General features: G+C 32.3%; 18 protein-coding genes, 1 tRNA gene and 1 pseudogene. 14 read left to right on the forward strand and 6 right to left on the reverse strand.

Going from position 1 to position 19,018, the window contains the following annotated elements; genetic code table 11:
• Window positions 1-770: 770 nt before the first annotated feature.
• Window positions 771-2,867, reverse strand: a complete 2,097-nt coding sequence (locus FNW52_RS02730; RefSeq protein WP_143375893.1) for a glutamine--tRNA ligase/YqeY domain fusion protein — start codon at window positions 2,865-2,867, stop codon at window positions 771-773.
• A 119-nt stretch (window positions 2,868-2,986) separates the two neighbouring features.
• Between FNW52_RS02730 and FNW52_RS02735 the strand changes: the two genes are divergently transcribed.
• From FNW52_RS02735 to FNW52_RS20645, 4 genes are all read left to right on the forward strand, one after another.
• A complete protein-coding gene (locus tag FNW52_RS02735) occupies window positions 2,987-3,202 on the forward strand; it encodes a hypothetical protein (RefSeq protein ID WP_143375894.1) in 216 nt (71 codons plus the stop codon).
• Entirely contained in the window at window positions 3,183-3,497 is a 315-nt protein-coding gene (locus FNW52_RS02740; RefSeq protein ID WP_143375895.1) for a hypothetical protein, read from the forward strand. The genes FNW52_RS02735 and FNW52_RS02740 overlap by 20 nt, the downstream gene beginning before the upstream one ends.
• A 42-nt stretch (window positions 3,498-3,539) precedes the next feature.
• Complete coding sequence (gene folB / locus FNW52_RS02745) at window positions 3,540-3,908, forward strand: dihydroneopterin aldolase (protein WP_143375896.1); 369 nt, start codon at window positions 3,540-3,542, stop codon at window positions 3,906-3,908.
• An 84-nt stretch (window positions 3,909-3,992) separates the two neighbouring features.
• Window positions 3,993-4,063, forward strand: a tRNA-Cys gene (locus tag FNW52_RS20645).
• A 450-nt stretch (window positions 4,064-4,513) separates the two neighbouring features.
• Here the strand turns inward: FNW52_RS20645 and FNW52_RS02750 are convergent.
• From FNW52_RS02750 to rnr, 3 genes are read right to left on the reverse strand one after another with little or no spacing between them, the layout of a single operon-like run.
• A complete protein-coding gene (locus FNW52_RS02750; protein WP_143375897.1) occupies window positions 4,514-5,188 on the reverse strand; it encodes a LysE family translocator in 675 nt (224 codons plus the stop codon).
• 34 nt (window positions 5,189-5,222) lie between these two features.
• Window positions 5,223-5,888: a head GIN domain-containing protein gene (locus tag FNW52_RS02755; protein ID WP_143375898.1), complete on the reverse strand. Its 666-nt coding sequence runs from the start codon at window positions 5,886-5,888 to the stop codon at window positions 5,223-5,225.
• A 42-nt stretch (window positions 5,889-5,930) separates the two neighbouring features.
• Complete coding sequence (gene rnr / locus FNW52_RS02760) at window positions 5,931-8,108, reverse strand: ribonuclease R (protein WP_143375899.1); 2,178 nt, start codon at window positions 8,106-8,108, stop codon at window positions 5,931-5,933.
• A gap of 1,069 nt (window positions 8,109-9,177) precedes the next feature.
• On the opposite strand from rnr, the gene rpiB reads away from it, so the two are divergent.
• Complete coding sequence (gene rpiB, locus FNW52_RS02765; RefSeq protein ID WP_143375900.1) at window positions 9,178-9,612, forward strand: ribose 5-phosphate isomerase B; 435 nt, start codon at window positions 9,178-9,180, stop codon at window positions 9,610-9,612.
• Window positions 9,613-9,812: 200 nt separating this feature from the next.
• On the forward strand, window positions 9,813-10,952 hold the full coding sequence (locus tag FNW52_RS02770; protein ID WP_143375901.1) for an ATP-binding protein: 1,140 nt from the start codon (window positions 9,813-9,815) through the stop codon (window positions 10,950-10,952).
• Here FNW52_RS02770 and FNW52_RS02775 read toward each other — a convergent pair.
• The gene (locus FNW52_RS02775; protein ID WP_143375902.1) at window positions 10,942-11,220 is read right to left on the reverse strand and encodes a DUF1294 domain-containing protein; all 279 of its coding nucleotides are present in this window, start codon (window positions 11,218-11,220) and stop codon (window positions 10,942-10,944) included. The two genes, FNW52_RS02770 and FNW52_RS02775, sit on opposite strands and share 11 nt — an antisense overlap.
• An 89-nt stretch (window positions 11,221-11,309) precedes the next feature.
• Between FNW52_RS02775 and FNW52_RS02780 the strand changes: the two genes are divergently transcribed.
• From FNW52_RS02780 to FNW52_RS21270, 5 genes and pseudogenes are all read left to right on the forward strand, one after another.
• Complete coding sequence (locus FNW52_RS02780) at window positions 11,310-12,131, forward strand: BRO family protein (protein ID WP_143375903.1); 822 nt, start codon at window positions 11,310-11,312, stop codon at window positions 12,129-12,131.
• Between the two features lie 50 nt (window positions 12,132-12,181).
• Window positions 12,182-14,305 carry a Tex family protein gene (locus tag FNW52_RS02785; RefSeq protein WP_143375904.1) on the forward strand — a complete coding sequence of 708 codons (2,124 nt, stop codon included), beginning with the start codon at window positions 12,182-12,184 and terminating at the stop codon, window positions 14,303-14,305.
• Between the two features lie 48 nt (window positions 14,306-14,353).
• Window positions 14,354-14,584 (forward strand): DUF433 domain-containing protein, encoded by a 231-nt coding sequence (locus tag FNW52_RS02790; RefSeq protein WP_143375905.1) that lies wholly within the window; start codon window positions 14,354-14,356, stop codon window positions 14,582-14,584.
• Entirely contained in the window at window positions 14,581-14,922 is a 342-nt protein-coding gene (locus FNW52_RS02795) for a DUF5615 family PIN-like protein (RefSeq protein ID WP_143375906.1), read from the forward strand. The genes FNW52_RS02790 and FNW52_RS02795 overlap by 4 nt, the downstream gene beginning before the upstream one ends.
• A 24-nt stretch (window positions 14,923-14,946) precedes the next feature.
• Window positions 14,947-15,097, forward strand: a pseudogene (locus FNW52_RS21270) (S1 RNA-binding domain-containing protein); the annotation flags it as partial.
• A gap of 41 nt (window positions 15,098-15,138) precedes the next feature.
• On the opposite strand, the gene tatA reads toward FNW52_RS21270, so the two are convergent.
• Window positions 15,139-15,321 (reverse strand): twin-arginine translocase TatA/TatE family subunit, encoded by a 183-nt coding sequence (tatA, locus tag FNW52_RS02805; protein ID WP_143376251.1) that lies wholly within the window; start codon window positions 15,319-15,321, stop codon window positions 15,139-15,141.
• Window positions 15,322-15,702: 381 nt separating this feature from the next.
• On the opposite strand from tatA, the gene FNW52_RS02810 reads away from it, so the two are divergent.
• The 3 genes from FNW52_RS02810 to FNW52_RS02820 all read left to right on the forward strand — a co-directional run bounded on the left by FNW52_RS02810 (window position 15,703) and on the right by FNW52_RS02820 (window position 19,004).
• Window positions 15,703-16,215 (forward strand): peptidase, encoded by a 513-nt coding sequence (locus tag FNW52_RS02810; protein WP_143375908.1) that lies wholly within the window; start codon window positions 15,703-15,705, stop codon window positions 16,213-16,215.
• Window positions 16,216-16,274: 59 nt separating this feature from the next.
• Window positions 16,275-17,789, forward strand: a complete 1,515-nt coding sequence (locus tag FNW52_RS02815; protein WP_143375909.1) for a GH3 auxin-responsive promoter family protein — start codon at window positions 16,275-16,277, stop codon at window positions 17,787-17,789.
• 93 nt (window positions 17,790-17,882) lie between these two features.
• Complete coding sequence (locus FNW52_RS02820; RefSeq protein WP_143375910.1) at window positions 17,883-19,004, forward strand: ATP-binding protein; 1,122 nt, start codon at window positions 17,883-17,885, stop codon at window positions 19,002-19,004.
• Window positions 19,005-19,018 lie beyond the last annotated feature (14 nt).

Here is a 19,018-nt window from a genome sequence, read left to right on the forward strand (position 1 = left end):
CTATATTAGGCTAAAAAACTAAATAAAGCGTTCTGTTTAATCAAAATCACAAAACCATCTATCAGTATAAAAACTAAATAAAAATGGATTAAAACAAAGCTATAAAAGTCGCTTTTAATCAAAAATAACAATTAAAAGTAAAATTTGAATATATAAAATCAATTATAATTAAAAACTATAGATATTAAAATTTAAATACCTAAAGTTAATTATAATTTTAAATAATAAATATTTAAATACCTAAAATAAACTATAAGTTAAATTGATGAAAAATAATATTTAATATCTAAAGTCAATTATAAATAAAATTGATGAAAATTAATATTACAACACTAAAACTTAATTATAAGTAAAATTGATAAATATTAAAATCAATATATATAAAATAAATCATAAATATAATTGATTAATATTACTATTTAAATATACAAAATAAATTATAATCATAAATGATCAATATTGAAAATCAATAATAAAAACTGATATTTAAAAAAAAATTAGGAAGATTTGAAAAAAGAACAAAAAATAGGCTGAAGCGTAAAAAAAGAGGTGTTTTTTACATTAAAATTGAAATTAAAACTCCTAATGAATTGAAATATATAAAATGTAAATTGACATAAACAAAAATAAAAAACGTCTTAAAATCAATTTATGGAGGCTGATTTTAATAAATAAAATTTATATATTTTACTAAAATAATCATTATTCTATATAATAAAAAAAGCGCTTTGTAAAAAGCGCTTTCGATTGATAATATCTATAATTTGGTTTTATATAGAATTTAGAACTTCTAATACTTTTTCGTTTTTTTCTACATTTCTTAAATCTGAGATTTGAGATTCGAAAACAGAAAAATTAGCTAAATCTTTTTTAATATTTAATAATACAAAAATACGAACCGTTGCCAATTGACTTTTTAATGACATGGTATATAATTTATGCACAATTTCTGGATCAACATCGTTAGCAGTTACTTTATCAGAAAAATGCAAAATTAAATTAGCAAACAACAATGAGTTATTGTCATTCTTAACATTCTTGACCATAGTTTGACAAAGCAAACTGAAATTGTCAATAGATTTGATGTTATCAACAATAGAATTTAAAAGAATTTGAGCGTTGTTATCCTCCTTTTCTTTTACATATTTATTGATTTCTTTTTGGGTATTCATCAAAAGATTAGCTTCCTTTTTATCCTTTTCTTCCCAAGCATCTTTAAGTCCAACTGTTTTGTTAAACACTAATTTTGAATCAGTTGCGTCTTTATCAACAACAAAATAACCCAAACGTTGAAACTGAAAATGATCTCCAATTTTAGCAGCTGATAGACTTGGTTCTACAAAACCTTTTACGATTTGCAGTGATTCGGCATTCATAAATTCTAAGAAACTTTTCTCTTTGTGACTGTCCGGTGCTTCATCAGTAAACAAACGATCGTATAAACGAACTTCGGCTTCAACAGCGGATTTTACAGCTACCCAATGCAAGGTTCCAGCCACTTTTCTTTGACTGGCTTCACTCCCACTTCCGCTTCTGGAATCGGGATCATAGGTTACTTGAATTTCGGTAATAACACCGTTAGCATCTTTAGTAACACTCTCTCCTTTAATGATATATCCATTTTTTAGACGCACTTCATTTCCGATACTCAAACGGAAAAACTTAGCTGGAGCCACTTCAAGGAAATCGTCTCTTTCGATGTATAATTCGCGAGAAAAAATAACTTTTCTATAACCAGCCGATTCATCTTCTTGATTGTTTTCGGCTTCAAGCCACTCCTCTACTCCTTCTGCATAATTGGTAATAACGACTTTTACAGGATCTAAAACAGCCATAACCCTTGGAGCTGTTTTGTTTAAATCTTCCCGCAAACAGAAATCTAAAAGTGAAACATCAATAATATTCTCCCGTTTGGCAACCCCAATAACCTCACAAAATTTACGGATAGCAGCAGCAGTATAACCACGTCTTCTTAGTCCGGAAATAGTAGGCATTCTTGGATCATCCCAACCGTTTACTATATTTTCCTGTACCAATTGCAAAAGCTTTCGCTTACTCATAACGGTATAATTCAAGTTCAAACGAGCAAACTCATGTTGATGGGGACGTACTTTATTTTCATCATAAATTTGATCTAAAAACCAATTGTATAATTCACGATGCATCACGAATTCAAGCGTACAAATAGAATGCGAAATTTGTTCTACATAATCGCTTTCTCCATGTGCATAATCATACATCGGATAGATATTCCAATCATTTCCTGTACGATGATGATGGCGATGTAATATTCTGTACATCAAAGGATCACGCATCAACATATTGGTAGATGTCATGTCTATTTTGGCACGTAAAACATGACTTCCTTCTGGGAAATCGCCATTTTTCATGCCTTCAAAAAGCGTTAAATTTTCTTCAATAGAACGATTTCTATAAGGACCATCTACACCTGGTTGTGTTGGAGTTCCTTTTTGAATCGCCATTTCTTCAGAAGATTGGCTGTCAACATAAGCTTTTCCATTATTGATCATAGTAACAGCCCAATCGTATAATTGCTGAAAATAATCAGACGAATACAGTTCTTCAGACCAATTGAAACCCAACCATTTTAAATCTTCTTTGATGGCATCTACATATTCCTGCTCCTCTTTGGCTGGATTGGTGTCATCAAAACGTAAGTTTACTGGTGCATTGTATTTTAGACCTAAACCAAAATTAAGACATATCGATTTGGCATGACCAATGTGTAAATATCCATTAGGTTCTGGTGGAAAACGAAAGCGTAATTTATCTTGTGAAAAACCGTTTGTTAAACTGTCTTCTATAATTTGTTCTATAAAATGAAGTGATTTATCTTCTGATGCCATTTGTAAATAATTTTAAACAAAGATAAAAAATAGATGACAGATAATAGAGAATAAGATAATAGACTTTAAAGAAAAAACAGATTGTAATTTTTAATACATTTGTATAAATACTTGAAGTTATGAAACAATTAACCGTTACAATTCCAGACGAATTTTATAATTCTTTCGTAGAATTTTTTAAGCATGTTCCTGAGGTAAAAATTGATGAAAGTCAAGAGGAATACAATCGTTCTATAGAAAAAATGGTTATAGATAGGGTCAAAAATGCAAAACCAGAAGATTACATAAGTTGGGAAGAATCTAAAAAAAGATTGAATGCGAAATGGAATAAATGAATTTGAAATAAGTATTCTTGTTCGTGCAGATTTAGAAGCGGATGAAATTTCCGAATACTATGAATCAATTTCTGAAGGATTAGGAACAAAATTTTTTAATGAATTTCAAGACTATGTAGAAACTTTGAAAACCTTTCCTTTTTTTGAAGAAAAATATAATATTGTTCGTAAGCTTCCTTTAAAAAATTTCCCTTACACTATACATTTTACTGTAGATGAAAAAGAAAAATTAGTTTATATTCAAGCCGTAACTTGTGACTATCAAGATCCAAGAACAACTAAAATTAAAGATTAAAATCTTTATATATTCAAAAAATTAGACTGAACAATAAACCAAATGGGAACAATAAAATTAAAGAACATCAGAACGTATTCTTACCACGGTTGCTTAATCGAGGAAGGTAAAATTGGGTCTGATTACAGTGTAGATTTAGAAATAAGAGCCAATTTAAAACAATCTTCCGAATCGGATAATTTGAAAGATACGGTAGATTATGTGCATTTAAATCAAATTGTGGTAGAAGAAATGGCTATTCGTTCTAATTTATTGGAACATGTAACCAAAAGAATAATAGTAAGAGCATTGGTTGAAATAGAAGCCATATCAAAAATAAAAGTAGCAGTGTCCAAAATAAATCCTCCTATTGGTGGTGATGTTGAAGCCGTTACCATAGAAATGGAAGAAGAGCGCTATTTTAAATTGTAACTATTCGTATAAAAATAAAAAAAAGTTAAGATTTAACTTTTAAAATTTAAAATTTTAAACTACTTTTGCCATCCGTTCAACAATGGCGTCGTGGCCGAGCGGCTAGGCTGGGCTCTGCAAAAGCTCCTACTCCGGTTCGAATCCGGACGATGCCTCTAAAACCTCTAAAGCAATTTAGAGGTTTTTTTTATGTCTCATTTTTAGAAAAAATGAAGTAAATATAATGTTCGAATCCGGACAATAACTATAAAACCTCTAAAGCAATTCAGCCGTTTTTTTTATGTCTCATTTTTAGAAAAAATGAAGTAAATATAATGTTCGAATCCGGACAATAACTCTAAAACCTCTAAAGTAATTCAGCCGTTTTTTTTATGTCTCATTTTTAGAAAAAATTAGGTAAATATAATGTTCGAATCTATACTATGCCACAAGTTCTATTTTATAAAAATTAAAAAATTTAGCGAGTGAGATTGCTTCGTTCCTCGCAAAGACGTGCGTTAAGTCTTTGCGAGGAACGAAGCAATCTCACTAAAATAGGCTAATTATTAATATAAAAAAAGAGACTAATTACAGTCTCTTTTTTATAAATTTTGATTCAAAAATTTCTACTCTATTTTTTCAAATGCATTTTTTACCATTTGTTTTTCTTTTGGAAACCAACCTTGAAAAATTAAAACTATTCCAAAAATCATTAAAACAACACTAATTCCTCTTTTTATTTTATAGATATTAGTTGGTGTCATTTTGTGTTTTAATTGCTTGGCTAAGCCTATTTTAATACAATCTATACCTAAATACGTTAAGATAACCGAGATGAAAAACGTAAATATTCTTGAAGTTTCCATTTCTAATTTTGGTCCCACAGAAATAATTACTGCCAACCAAAAACCAAGAACACCAATGTTAATAATGTTTAGAAAAAAACCTTTTAGAAAAAGACCGAGATAGTTCTTCTTTATAATCTCATTATCAATTGTTTTAGTATTCATTTTTTTCTCTTTTTTAATCCCTAAGAAAGAAACAAAACCATAAGATATCATAATAAAACCACCAAAAATAAATAAAGAAGAATTATCATTCAGACTTTGAATCAATTTATAACTTCCTAAATAGGCAATTACTATAAAAAAAACATCTCCCAAAACTACACCTAAATCAAACACCAAAGCGGCTCTAAATCCCTTAATAATACTTGTTTCAAGTAAAATAAAAAAAACAGGGCCAATCATAAAACTCAATAAAACTCCCCAAGGAACCCCAGTTAAAATATCGTTTATCATTAAAAAATGACTTTAAAAATTTATAAATTATTTATTATTTCTGAATAACACTTCCACCCATAACGGTTTCTTGCCTTATTTCTTTTGGATTACCATAAATAGTAATAAACCCGCCAGCTTTTACTTTAGCATCGACCAATATGCTTGCTTTTACTTCGGCATTTCCACCAGCAGAAACTCTTACTGTGGTTTGAGAAGTTTCTAAACTACTCGCTTTTAAAATACCTCCAGAATTAATCGAAACCACTTGAGTGGTGGCTTTACCTGATAAATTGATAATACCGCCTGAATACGCTTTAATTGACGTATTATCCACCTTTATAGCAACTGTAATCCTAGCACCTTCTTGAGCGTTTAAATCCAAGCTAGTTTGTTTAAAAGTATCGGCACAAATTACAATACTCCCTTCATTAGCATCTATACTTTGTAACTTTTTAAAATATAATATCACTTTTATCGCTTCACCAGACATTGTTTTTGTAAAAGGCAATTTTAATTTTAAAAGCCCATTTTTAATTACTGCTTCAACATCATTTTGATTGGTTCCTGTGATAACTACTTTATTTTCAGCAGAAGCAATCAAAGTAACATTCAGTTTATCAAACACTTTTAGATCGTCAAATTCCTTGAGATCTATTGTCTTTTGTGCAAAAGTGAATTGAGCTAGAAATAGGAAACCTACTAAAATTATTCTTTTCATCTCTTAAAAAAATTTAATTGTTACTATGCTTATTTTAAAATCTTACTCGTTTCTTTTTATAAAATTGAAATCCAATTGTTTTTTAACTAAATCGGCATTTTTTACTTTTACATAAATCTCATCACCTAGTTGTAATAAACGATCGGAATTTGCGCCTACTAAAGCATATTGTTTTTCATCAAAAGTGTAATAATCCTCTTTTATATCACGGGTTCTTACCATACCTTCGCATTTATTCTCTATAATTTCAACATAAATACCCCATTCTGTAACTCCAGAAATAACTCCTAAGAATTCTTGATCCTGATGGTTTTGCATGTATTTTACTTGCATGTATTTGATGGAATCTCTTTCGGCATTGGTAGCCAAACCTTCCATTGTTGAGGAATGCAAACATTTCGTTTCATAGGTTTCTTCATCTACGGATTTTCCTCCATCCAAATAAAACTGCAACAAACGATGCACCATGACATCTGGATAACGTCGGATAGGCGACGTAAAATGAGAATAATAATCAAATGCTAAACCATAATGACCAATGTTATCGGTAGAATATTTGGCTTTACTCATAGATCGAATGGCTAAAGTATCAATTAGATTCTGTTCTTTTTTACCATTTACATCTTCCATTAATTTATTCAAAGCTTGAGAAATAGATCCTTGTTTGAAATCGATTTTATAACCAAACTTAGCTATTACGCTTTGCATTGCAAAAAGTTTATCTTCATTGGGTTCATCGTGAATTCTATAAATAAATGTTTTCTTTTGTTTACCAATGAATTCCGCTACTTTTCTATTGGCTAAAAGCATAAATTCTTCAATCAAATGATTGGCATCTTTAGCAATTTTAAAATAAACACCTTCTGGTTCTCCTTCTGGATCTAAATTGAATTTAACTTCTACTTTATCAAAAGAAATAGCTCCTTCGTTCATTCTGTTTCTTCGGAAAATTTTAGCCAGTTCATCCATTTTTAAAGTAGCAGCAACAATTTCATCTGAAACTACATACGAACTTCCTGTAATCGAAATTTCGGTTGGAATGGTATTGTCTTTCGTTTCAATGATATATTGAGCTTCTTCATAAGCAAATCGTTGATCAGAGAAAATTACCGTTCTACCAAACCACTGATTGACTACTTCACATTTTTCGGAAATTTCGAATATGGCCGAGAAGGTATATTTTTCTTCTTGGGGACGCAACGAACAAGCGAAATTAGAAAGCACTTCCGGTAACATAGGCACTACCCTATCCACCAAATAAACCGATGTTGCTCTTTGATAAGCTTCATCGTCTAAGATAGTTCCTTCTTCGAGATAATGCGACACATCGGCAATGTGAATTCCGATTTCGTAGTTTCCGTTTTCTAATGGTTTGAAAGACAAAGCATCATCAAAATCTTTGGCATCTTTTGGGTCAATGGTAAAAGTCAACGTATCGCGCATATCACGACGTTTGGCTATTTCACTGGCTTCAATCGAGGTATCAATTTTCTGTGCAAAGGTTTCCACTTCAATAGGAAATTCAGCTGGTAAGCCATATTCGGCTAGAATCGCATGAATTTCGGTATCGTGTTCTCCAGGTTTCCCAAGAACTTTTACCACTTTTCCAAAAGGACTATCGGCTCTTGAAGGCCAATCTTCGATATGGACTAAAACTACATCTCCTTGCTCCGCCTCCCCTATTTTGTCTTTTGGAATAAAAATATCGGTGTACATTTTTGGATTGGCTGTCGATACAAAAGAGAAATTCTTTTGAATGTCAATTACTCCAACGAAGTCGGTTTTGTATCTTTCAACCACTTCAATTACCTCTCCTTCAGCTCTTCTACCACTTCTTCTATTATAAACATACACTTTTACGGTATCCTTGTCTAGAGCGTGATTCAAATTATTGGTTGGAATGAAAACGTCTTCTTCAAATTCAGGACAAATAAAATAGGCAGTTTTACGACCTGTCATATCAATTTTGCCTTCGTAATACTCTTTACTTTCGGCTTTTACTAAATATTTACCAGGTTCTGATTCTATAATTTTTTTGGAAGCGGCCAAAATCTTTAAATCCTTTATAATTTGATTGCGACTTTGGGTATCGTCTAATTCTAATTTGGCTCCTATTTGCTTGTAATTAAAGGCTTTATTGGCACTTTGCGATAATATTTTTATAATTTTATCTGAGAAATCTTTCTCTTTTTTTATCGGCTTTCTTAATCTTTTACTCATATATCTTTTTCTTAAAAGTCTAAAATTACAAAATAGTATCCACTAATCCCTATTCTGCCAAGAGTTTTAAACTAATAATAACTTTACTATAGGGATAAAAAAGTCAGCTATCAGTGATTAGTAAAGAGTGATTCGCTTTTTTACCTACTCTAAAAAACATTTATTGCGAAACACTTAGCTAATCACTAAAAGCTATTCGCTAATTTCTCATTTTTTTTGTTTTAAAAAATCAAAGTTGTCAACATATATTAAATACAACAAAAAGAAAATTTAAATTTAAATTATTTATTTATGGTTATTATAGGGTGTTAATAGTTGCTATAAATTTCTGAAAAAATATGTTGAAATGAAGTTTTGTCACTTTATATTGAGTTATCAACATAGTTATTTATGCGTAAATATTTAGTTTTAAAGGCTTTTTCAAGTTTAGTTAACAACTGTTAACAATTCAAAAATTATATAAATTGTAAATAAGTGATTTCTATTTTTTTGTTGAAAAACCAATTTTAAGTATTGATAACTTTTCTAAAAATTCATCAAACTAAATTAGGATTTCTAAAGTGGGTTTTGGATTACTTATTTTATTCTATTTTCCAAAAAAAACTTCTAATATTCTATCTTAAGTTATAAACATTTCTTGTTAACTTAATGTTAACTGAATATCAAGTAGTTAGGTTTTGCTATTAACAATTCAAAAAATTAACATTTTAATTACAGACTACCTATTGATTTACAGTCTATTGTAAATTTATCATTATGTTGATAACCTGCTGAATTTCTAATAATCAAGTAGTTGTGTTTTACTTTTAAAATAAAGGCTTCTACCTTAATTAGTTTGAAATTCTGTTTAAAAAATGGTCGCAGCGTAAAGGTTAGAAATTTAGATCTTAAAATTTGACCTAAAGAAATAAAAACAGAATCAACTTTAAGGTTTTTATTTATAATTCTATTTATCAATGACTTTCAATAATTAGTATAGATTGGATAGTTATAAAAGTGAGAAACGCTTTTTGCATTGTATATAAATAACTTTGGTTAAATTTGCATCGAAAAATCAAACTCAATAAAAATGAAAATCTCCATAGGAAATGACCATGCCGGTCCAGATTATAAAAAAGCGATTGTTGCTATGCTTGAAGCAAAAGGACATGAAGTAACCAATTACGGAACCGATTCTGTTGACAGTGTTGATTATCCTGATTTTGCCCATCCAGTTGCCACAGATGTTTCTGAAGGAAAAGCTGATTTTGGTATTGTTGTTTGTGGAAGCGGAAACGGAATTGCGATGACAGTAAATAAATACCCAAAAGTTCGCGCCGGTCTTTGTTGGATGAAAGAAATAGCTGTTTTAACTCGTTTGCATAATGATGCTAATATTATAAGTATACCAGCTCGTTTTACTTCTATTCCACAGGCTGTAGAAATAGTTGATGCTTTTTTGACTACAGAATTTGAGGGAGGAAGACACCAAAATAGAGTGGATAAGATTAGTAAAATGTGTTAATTTATTTTTAGATAAATTTAAAAAAAGTACTTATTTCGATAATTATAACTTTCGAAATAAGTGCTTTTTTTGTTTCTAACGGATTAAAAAAGTAGTAATTTGGTCAGTGTACTGACTGAATTAACGTTAATTCGGTCAGTGTACTGACTGAATTAACGTTTTTTGATTATATTTGTTGATATAATTAAAAATAATAAGCGATGTTTTTTTTAGAAAGAGGGATTACTACTTTATTTACTAAGAAGGTTTTACCTAACAAAGTATTGCTTTTATTGGGAGCGAGACGAGTAGGTAAAACAGCTTTCATCAAAAATTATCTGTCAACGATTCCAAAAGAAAGCTATTTGCAACTTAATGGAGAAGATATTCAAGATGCCGATTTGTTAAAAGAGCGCTCAGTGAACAATTACAAACGGCTTTTGGCAAACGTAGAACTGTTGGTAATTGATGAAGCACAAAACATTCCAGAAATTGGCATGATTCTAAAATTGATTGTGGACAGCATCGATGGAATCAAAATTATAGCTACCGGGTCTTCGGTTTTTGATTTGAGCAACAAATTAGGGGAGCCCTTGGTAGGTAGAAAAAACACCATTTATTTGTTTCCATTGGCACAATTAGAATTTTCGAAGCACGAAAACTATAAAGAAACAGTGGGAAAACTTGAGGAACGATTGCTTTTTGGCTGTTATCCCGAGTTGGAACAATATTCGGATTGGAAAGACAAACAAAATTATCTGAATGAAATAATCAATTCCTATTTATTAAAAGATATTCTTGTTTTTGAAGGAATTAAACAATCTAATAAAGTTTTTGATCTTTTAAAATTGATTGCTTTTCAGGTGGGTAAAGAAGTTTCATTGCAGGAATTGGCGCGACAATTGGGTATCTCAAAAAACACAGTAGAAAATTATTTGGATCTGCTTTCCAAAGTTTTTGTGATTTATAAAGTTCCCGGTTTTAGTAGAAATTTGCGTAAAGAAATTACAAAATCTAATAGATGGTATTTTTATGACAATGGAATTCGGAATGGAATCATTGGTAATTTTAGCCGTTTAGATGCCCGAAACGATGTGGGCGATTTATGGGAAAATTATCTGGCTTCGGAACGTATTAAATATCAAAACTACAATCAGAATTTGGTAAGTAATTATTTTTGGAGAACCTACGATCAGCAAGAACTGGATTGGCTAGAAGAAGAAAACGGTTTGCTTCGTGCGTATGAATTCAAATGGAATGGAAACAGAAAAGTAAAAATTCCGGGCGCTTTCGCAAAAGCGTATCCGGAAGCGAGTTTTGAGGTTGTTAACAAAGAGAATTACTTGGATTTTATAGTTTAATGATGTTGTTTTTGAATAGAAAATAAACAATTAAAATCTGAATCATTACAATTCCTGCAAGTTTTAACAAATAACTCCGTTTTTGTGTTTTATGTCTAAAAATCGACATCGCAAGCGATGATCCAATGGTTCCACCTAAAGCGACCCAGGTTAAAAGTGCTTTTTCGGATATTCTTCTTTTGTTTCTAATAGCCAGTCGTTTGTCATATCCAATTGTAATAAAAGCTATCAAATTAACAAGAAAAAACAAATATAAAAGTAATGTCATTGCTATAAAAATAAGGTACAAAGATAGCAGAAGTTTATTATTTTTCTTATATTTAGAGTCTTTATTGAAGCCTTAAAAATGTATAAATTATGAGCCCAATTAAATTATTTGAACAAAAAAAAGTACGAAGCCATTACGATGCTGAAAAAGAAATTTGGTATTTCTCGGTTATCGATGTAATTGAGATTTTGACAGGAACTGATAGACCCAGAAAATATTGGGGAGATTTAAAAGCTAAACTTTTAAAAGAGGGAAGTGAAGTGTCCGATAAAATCGGACAGTTGAAAATGGAAGCAACAGATGGGAAACAAAGAACTACAGATGTAGCTGATACTGAACAACTTTTAAGATTAATCCAATCCATTCCCTCTCCAAAAGCAGAACCTTTCAAACAATGGTTGGCGAAAGTTGGGTACGAACGTATGCAAGAATTGGCAGATCCCGCTCAAAGTTTAGATCGCGCCCGTGAAAATTGGCAAAAACTAGGTCGAAGCGAAAAATGGATTCAGCAACGAATGACGGGGCAGGAGACACGTAATAAATTGACTGACTATTGGAAAGAAAGCGGTGTTGAAAAGCAGGACGAGTTTGCTTTATTGACGAACATCATTCATCAAGAATGGACAGGATTATCGGTAAAAAAACACAAAGAAGTTAAGGGTTTGGAAACTCAAAATCTAAGAGATCATATGAGTGAAGCCGAATTAATTTTTACCGCATTGGCTGAACTTTCCACCAGACAAATAGCCGAAAGCGACGAAGCCAAAGGACTTATTGAAAATGCAAAAGCAAGCAAAAAAGGAGGAGCCATTGCCAAAAATGCCCGTATTGCCCTGGAAGATAAGACCGGAAAAAGTGTAGTGACTGGGGAGAATTTTTTACCACCAGCAAAAAAGGAATTAAACGAATAGAAATGCATTCCTTTTTCTATTTTTACACCATAAAAATCACAGCATAAAAAATGACCAACTTACAATTCATTTCAAAATACGTTGCCACAGCAACGATCAACATTCAAAACACGGTTCAATTATTACAGGAAGACTGTACGATTCCGTTTATATCTCGTTATAGAAAAGACAAAACGGGAAATCTGGATGAAGTTTATATTGAGAATATTGCCAAATTTCAAAAAGAGTATGAAGTTATTGTAAAACGCAAAGAAGCAATTTTAAAATCGATTATGGAGCAAGGAGCCATGAACGAGAGCTTATTTGCTAAAATTGATAAAAGTTTTGATTTACAGGAATTGGAAGACTTTTATTTGCCGTATAAAAAGAAAAAACGAACCAAAGCCGATGTGGCCCGTGAAAATGGATTGGAACCTTTGGCCAAGATCATTATGGCTCAAAGCAAGGATGATGTTGATTTCTTAGCAACACAATATCTGAATGAAAATGTAATCAATGAAGAAGCAGCTTTGCAAGGAGCAAGAGATATCATTGCCGAATGGATCAATGAAAACATTTACGTCAGAAAGCAACTCAGACGGTTGTTTGAACGTAAAGCGACTATAACAACAAAGGTCGTTAAATCCAAAAAAGAGGAGGAGGGAGCCCAAAAATTCAATCAGTATTTTGAATGGGCAGAACCGTTGACCAAAGCACCATCGCATCGATTATTGGCCATTATGCGTGCCGAAAATGAAGGTTTTATCAAGTTCAAAGTTGATGTTGAAATTGATGATGCTTACAATATTATTGACGAATTAATTATAAAAGGCGATAACGCCACCACGCCACACATTCAATTGGCGATTGAGGATAGTTACAAACGCTTGTTGAATCCAGCAATTTCAAATGAAGCGTTGCAGGAAGCCAAAGCAAAAGCAGATGCTAACTCAATTCAGGTATTTGCGAATAATTTGGGACAACTTTTACTCGCACCACCATTGGGAGAAAAACGAATTTTGGCGATTGATCCTGGATTTCGTTCGGGATGTAAAGTGGTTTGTTTGGACGAAAAAGGGGATTTGTTGTACAATGAAACCGTTTATCCGCATGCTCCGCAAAAGGAGGAAGCCATGGCAATGAAAAAAATTCGTTCGATGGTTAATGCGTATCAAATTGATGCGATTTCGATAGGAAACGGAACTGCTTCGAGGGAAACGGAATTCTTCATCAAGAAAATTGCTTTTGATAAGCCACTTCAAGTATTTATCGTTTCGGAGGCCGGGGCTTCGGTGTATTCGGCTTCGAAGATTGCGAGAGAGGAGTTTCCTAATTATGATGTTACGGTTCGAGGATCGGTTTCTATTGGGAGACGATTGTCTGATCCGTTGGCCGAATTGGTAAAAATTGACCCCAAAGCGATTGGAGTAGGGCAGTACCAACACGACGTAGATCAAAACAAACTTAAGGAAGAACTGGACAATACAGTAATTCGTTGTGTGAACTCGGTAGGAATCAACATCAACACCGCGAGTAAACATTTGTTGAGTTATGTGAGTGGAATAGGAGAGAAGCTGGCCGAAAATATTGTAACCTATCGTTCTGAAAACGGACCTTTTACCGATAGAAAACAACTCAAAAAAGTACCTCGTTTGGGCGAGAAAGCGTATCAACAAGGAGTAGCTTTTATCCGAATTTCGAATGCCAAGAATCCATTGGACAATTCGGCGGTGCATCCGGAAGCCTATGCAATTGTTGAAAAGATGGCCAAAGATTTGAAATTAACGGTAAATGATTTGATTGCCAATAAAGAAAAAACGGCCTTAATTAAACCCGAAAATTACATTACACCCGATATTGGAGTATTGACTTTAAAGGACATCATTAAAGAATTGGAGAAACCGGGATTGGACCCAAGAAAAGCAGCCACGGTTTTTGAATTCGACCCTAATGTAAAATCGATAAAAGATGTTAGAACCGGTATGATTCTACCAGGAATTGTCAATAACATTACCAATTTTGGTTGTTTTGTTGATATTGGGGTAAAAGAAAGCGGATTGGTTCATATTTCACAACTCAAAGCGGGTTTTGTGAGCGATGTCAATGAGGTGGTTAAATTACACCAACACGTTACTGTAAAAGTTGTTGAAGTTGATGAGGATAGAAAACGAATTCAGTTGACGATGGTTATTTAAAGAAAAATCAAAAAAATAGATTAAATTTGAATGACAAAAGAATCAATCATGGAAAATTGGCAAAAACACATCAGCATAAATCCAGAAATTAGAAGCGGAAAACCGTGTGTTACTGGTACAAGAATTACAGTTTCGGATGTATTATCTTATCTTGCATCGGGAATGTCAATTGAAGAAATTATTGAAGATTTTCCTTCTTTGGATAAAGAAAAAATAGTGGCAACACTTTCGTTTGCTGCCTATAGAGACAGTATGACTAAGATTTCATTTGCATCATGAAGTTATTGTTAGACGAAAATTTATCTTGGAGAATGATAAAAATGCTTGTGTCAATTTCCGAAGAGATAATTCATGTATCCGATTTAAAAATTACACAACCAGCCACTGATATTTCTATTTGGAATTATGCTAAAAAAAATGGTTTTACAATAATAAGCAAGGACGATGATTTTGAGAAAATTGTCCTTTTAAGAAAAGCACCACCCAAATTAATTTATCTCAAAACCTATAATCTTGACACCAAAAAATTAGTCGATTTAATACTGGAAAACAAAGACAAAATAATCCAATTTGTTAATTATATTGAAAATGATATTTTTGAAATTTATTCAAATTAGTCAATAATTGCTTCGTGAGTTTATAAAAAAAGCGATTTGGTTCCTATTTCCCAACTCAAAGTAGGGTTTTGTGAGCGATGTAAACGAAGAGGTTAAATTACACCAACACGTTCAGGTCAAAGTGACGGAAGTGGATGAAGAGCGAAAACGGATTCAGTTGACAATGGTAATTTAAAACACAAAAAAAAGGCTTTTCGGTATCGAAAAGCCTTTTTTTTATTTTTTTTCTTCTTCTTTTTCTTCTTTCTTATCAGCTGGCTGTTCGTCTTTGGCTGCGTTTTTGAACTCTTTAATACCGCTTCCTAAACCTTTCATTAATTCTGGAATTTTTTTACCTCCAAAAAGTAATAAAACAACTGCCAAAATAACAAGGATTTCTGTAACTCCAAATCTTCCCATGATTGAATATTTAATGCCGTAGCAAATTTGTAATGAATCTAATGTGCAAATGTATATAGAATAACTTAATAGGCATTCATTTTGATTCATTTATTTACTTTTGATAGCGTTAAATATTTGATAAAATAGTTTGGTTAACCGTACAACCACTTAAACAAGGCATTCGCTTTTAAAAAAGTTAGCCACGAATTCCACAAATTTGCACGAATTCCTTTAATTTATAAGAAAAAAAAATTCGTGTAAATTTATGGAATTCGTGGCTAAAAATTCCCCGCGATATAATTCGTGGCGAAAATTTTTAAACGTGAATGCCATGCTACTTAAAAGAGGCTAGTGTTGGCAACGCTTTTAATTATTATATTTGTGACTTAAACTCAAAGTATGTCAACTAATCGATTGAAAAGAAAAAAGTTTTTGGATAAATTATTAATCAAAAACCGATTGATAATTTTGAACGAGAATACTTTTGAAGAAATTTTTTCTTTCAAACTAAACATTATGAGTGTTTTTGTTTCACTTTCATTAAGTGCCATTTTTTTGATTTTGATTACAACCGTTTTGATAGCCTTTACTCCTTTACGAGAATTCATCCCCGGGTATTCGTCTTCTCAGCTAAAAAGAGATGCCACGGTTCTGGCATTAAAATCAGATTCTCTATCTTTTGCCTTAAAGAAAAATGAAGCCTATATCAAATCGATTCAAAAAGTGCTAAATGGCGATTTAGAATATACCAAATTCAACAAAGACTCTATACTTTCTAGCGCTGATGAAGAACCAGAACCAGTGAATTTATCGCCTTCTAAAAAAGAAATGGAATTAAGGGAAAGAGTAGCGCAAGAGGAAAATCCCCTCGCAGCCTCCCCGAAGGGGAGGAGCCGAAACCCTAAAAAATAATCTGGATAGTTTCGGAATTAAAAAATAAGACCACAATTTTAAAAATAAAGTCCAATACAATGTCACTAAAATCGGTTGCAGCAAGATTATTTGCACAAAAAATTTATAAAAAGACACAGGCTTGGGCCAATACTCCTAGAGAAACCCAAAAAACTGTTTTCTTGAATTTAATACAAGACGCAAAACAGACTCAATTTGGGAAAGACCATCATTTTGAAGCGATAAAGACTTACGAAGATTATACAAAACGAGTTCCTATCCGTGATTACGAAGACTTAAAACCATATGTAGATAGAGTTATAAAAGGGGAGGAGAATATACTTTGGAAAGGCAAACCACTTTATTTTGCCAAAACATCAGGAACCACATCAGGTGCGAAATACATTCCGTTGACTAAGGAATCGATGCCGTATCATATTGAAGCAGCCCGAAATGCGATTTTGCTTTATATACATGAAACCAAAAAAGCCGATTTTGTAAACGGCAAAATGATTTTCCTGCAAGGAAGTCCTATTCTTGAAGAAAAATACGGAATAAAACTGGGACGTTTGTCCGGGATTGTGGCGCACTTTGTTCCAAAATATTTACAAAAAAACCGACTGCCTTCTTGGGAAACCAATTGTATTGAAGATTGGGAAACCAAAGTAAATGCCATTGTTAATGAAACCATAGAGGAAGACATGACCGTGATTTCGGGAATTCCTTCTTGGGTACAAATGTATTTTGAAAAACTACAGCAGAGAGCCGGAACCCGAGCCGTAGGCGAACGGAGCGAAGCTAAACCAGTGGGCGAAATCTTCAAAAATTTTAATCTGTTTATTTACGGGGGAGTTAATTACGAACCTTACAGAGCTAAATTCGAGAATTTAATTGGGAGAAAAGTAGATAGCATCGAATTATTTCCCGCTTCCGAAGGATTTTTCGCCTACCAGGATTCTCAAAAAGAAAAGGGAATGTTGCTGTTGCTGAATGCTGGAATTTTTTTTGAATTTATAAAAAGTGAAGAATTTTATACGGAAAACCCAAAACGACATACCATAGGCGAAGTAGAGCTGGGGGTTAATTATGTTTTAATTATTTCGACGAATGCTGGGCTTTGGGGGTATAATATCGGCGATACCGTTCAGTTTACTTCTTTGAAACCGTATCGTGTTATCGTTTCGGGACGTATTAAACATTACATTTCGGCTTTTGGAGAACATGTTATAGGGAAAGAAGTCGAATGCGCTTTGCAGGAAGCTATGATAGGAACAACAGTAAGGGTGAATGAATTTACTGTAGCGCCTCAAATCACACCCATTGAAGGATTGCCTTATCATGAATGGTTTATCGAATTTGAAAACGAACCAGAGGACAGCGACACTTTTGCGGAAGCGCTAGACAATGCCATGCGCAAACAAAACATGTATTATGATGATTTGATTGTAGGACATGTTTTGAAAAAATTGGTCATTACCAAAGTGACCAAAAATGGGTTTCAAGATTATATGAAATCTATTGGAAAATTGGGAGGACAGAATAAAATTCCAAGATTATCTAATGATAGGGGTATTGTTGATTTATTGAGCATATAAAAGATAAAAACCTTTTATTTTCTGTTGTAACGGAAAATAAAGTACTTATTTTTCCTTTATAACGGAAAAATTAGGTATTTTTGAATTAAAAAAATGATTACTCGAACCATTATAGCTACTATTCAGCGAGAGTTTTTTCAACAAAAAGCGATAATAATTCTTGGTGCTAGACAAGTTGGGAAAAGCACATTACTTAAAAATACACTTCAAAATCAAGAAAATGTATTGTGGCTTGATGCGGAAAATCCAGATGTATCCTTAATTTTTGATAACGCCAGCGCTACCCGTTTGCAGGCTTTTTTTGGTAAGAATAAATTTGTTGTCATAGACGAAGCACAAAAAATACTCGATATTGGCAGCAAACTGAAGTTAATTACGGATCATTTGCCGGAAATACAAGTAATTGCAACCGGTTCCAGTGCTTTTGAATTGAGAAATCAACTCAATGAACCGCTTACAGGTCGCAAGTTTGAACACAAGTTATTTCCTTTATCTTTTGTAGAAATGAAAAATGAAATAGGGATGTTGGAAGAACTTAGAATGCTTCCCCATAGAATGGTTTTTGGCTATTACCCAGAAGTGGTAACCACTCAGAATAGCGAAGAAAAAATATTACGATTGTTATCCGATAGTTATTTATACAAAGATGTCTTGATGTTTAAAGGAATACGAAAACCTGAAAAAATGCAAGATTTACTCAAAGCATTGGCTTGGCAAATTGGGAGCGAAGTAAATTACAACGAATTGGGAAAATTAATTGGAATAAAGAGTGAAACTGTCGAAGAATATATTCATTTATTAGAGCAATCCTTTGTGATTTATAGATTAAATTCGTTTCATAGCAATCAGCGTAACGAGATTAAAAAAGGGAAGAAAGTGTATTTTAATGATTTAGGCATTCGAAATGCGATTATCAACGATTTCTCTCCTTTTGAAACCAGAAAAGATAAAGGAAATTTGTTTGAAAATTATATCATAAATGAATTAATAAAAGGGAGTGAATACAACGAACTGTTTGAAAAATTTTATTTTTGGCGCACCCAAGAACAACAAGAAATTGATTTAATAATCGAAAAAAATGGCCAATTGAGGACTTTCGAAATAAAATGGAATCCAAATACAAAGGTAAAATTGACTAAAACTTTTTCAAATCAATACCCAAATCATACTTTTTCGGTTATCAATTCAGCTAATTTTTTTGAGTATTTAATTTAATGCAAATCTAAAGA

It is taken from the genome of Flavobacterium sp. ZT3R18, assembly GCF_007097385.1.
Lineage (GTDB): Bacteria > Bacteroidota > Bacteroidia > Flavobacteriales > Flavobacteriaceae > Flavobacterium.

What these genes read in the sequence shown, in the direction of transcription:
- FNW52_RS02730 (WP_143375893.1), bottom strand. Translation starts at nt 2,867, where the DNA reads ATGGCATCAGAAGATAAATCACTTCATTTTATAGAACAAATTATAGAA.
- FNW52_RS02735 (WP_143375894.1), top strand. Translation starts at nt 2,987, where the DNA reads ATGAAACAATTAACCGTTACAATTCCAGACGAATTTTATAATTCTTTC.
- FNW52_RS02740 (WP_143375895.1), top strand. Translation starts at nt 3,183, where the DNA reads ATGCGAAATGGAATAAATGAATTTGAAATAAGTATTCTTGTTCGTGCA.
- folB (WP_143375896.1), top strand. Translation starts at nt 3,540, where the DNA reads ATGGGAACAATAAAATTAAAGAACATCAGAACGTATTCTTACCACGGT.
- FNW52_RS02750 (WP_143375897.1), bottom strand. Translation starts at nt 5,188, where the DNA reads ATGATAAACGATATTTTAACTGGGGTTCCTTGGGGAGTTTTATTGAGT.
- FNW52_RS02755 (WP_143375898.1), bottom strand. Translation starts at nt 5,888, where the DNA reads ATGAAAAGAATAATTTTAGTAGGTTTCCTATTTCTAGCTCAATTCACT.
- rnr (WP_143375899.1), bottom strand. Translation starts at nt 8,108, where the DNA reads ATGAGTAAAAGATTAAGAAAGCCGATAAAAAAAGAGAAAGATTTCTCA.
- rpiB (WP_143375900.1), top strand. Translation starts at nt 9,178, where the DNA reads ATGAAAATCTCCATAGGAAATGACCATGCCGGTCCAGATTATAAAAAA.
- FNW52_RS02770 (WP_143375901.1), top strand. Translation starts at nt 9,813, where the DNA reads ATGTTTTTTTTAGAAAGAGGGATTACTACTTTATTTACTAAGAAGGTT.
- FNW52_RS02775 (WP_143375902.1), bottom strand. Translation starts at nt 11,220, where the DNA reads ATGACATTACTTTTATATTTGTTTTTTCTTGTTAATTTGATAGCTTTT.
- FNW52_RS02780 (WP_143375903.1), top strand. Translation starts at nt 11,310, where the DNA reads ATGAGCCCAATTAAATTATTTGAACAAAAAAAAGTACGAAGCCATTAC.
- FNW52_RS02785 (WP_143375904.1), top strand. Translation starts at nt 12,182, where the DNA reads ATGACCAACTTACAATTCATTTCAAAATACGTTGCCACAGCAACGATC.
- FNW52_RS02790 (WP_143375905.1), top strand. Translation starts at nt 14,354, where the DNA reads ATGGAAAATTGGCAAAAACACATCAGCATAAATCCAGAAATTAGAAGC.
- FNW52_RS02795 (WP_143375906.1), top strand. Translation starts at nt 14,581, where the DNA reads ATGAAGTTATTGTTAGACGAAAATTTATCTTGGAGAATGATAAAAATG.
- tatA (WP_143376251.1), bottom strand. Translation starts at nt 15,321, where the DNA reads ATGGGAAGATTTGGAGTTACAGAAATCCTTGTTATTTTGGCAGTTGTT.
- FNW52_RS02810 (WP_143375908.1), top strand. Translation starts at nt 15,703, where the DNA reads ATGTCAACTAATCGATTGAAAAGAAAAAAGTTTTTGGATAAATTATTA.
- FNW52_RS02815 (WP_143375909.1), top strand. Translation starts at nt 16,275, where the DNA reads ATGTCACTAAAATCGGTTGCAGCAAGATTATTTGCACAAAAAATTTAT.
- FNW52_RS02820 (WP_143375910.1), top strand. Translation starts at nt 17,883, where the DNA reads ATGATTACTCGAACCATTATAGCTACTATTCAGCGAGAGTTTTTTCAA.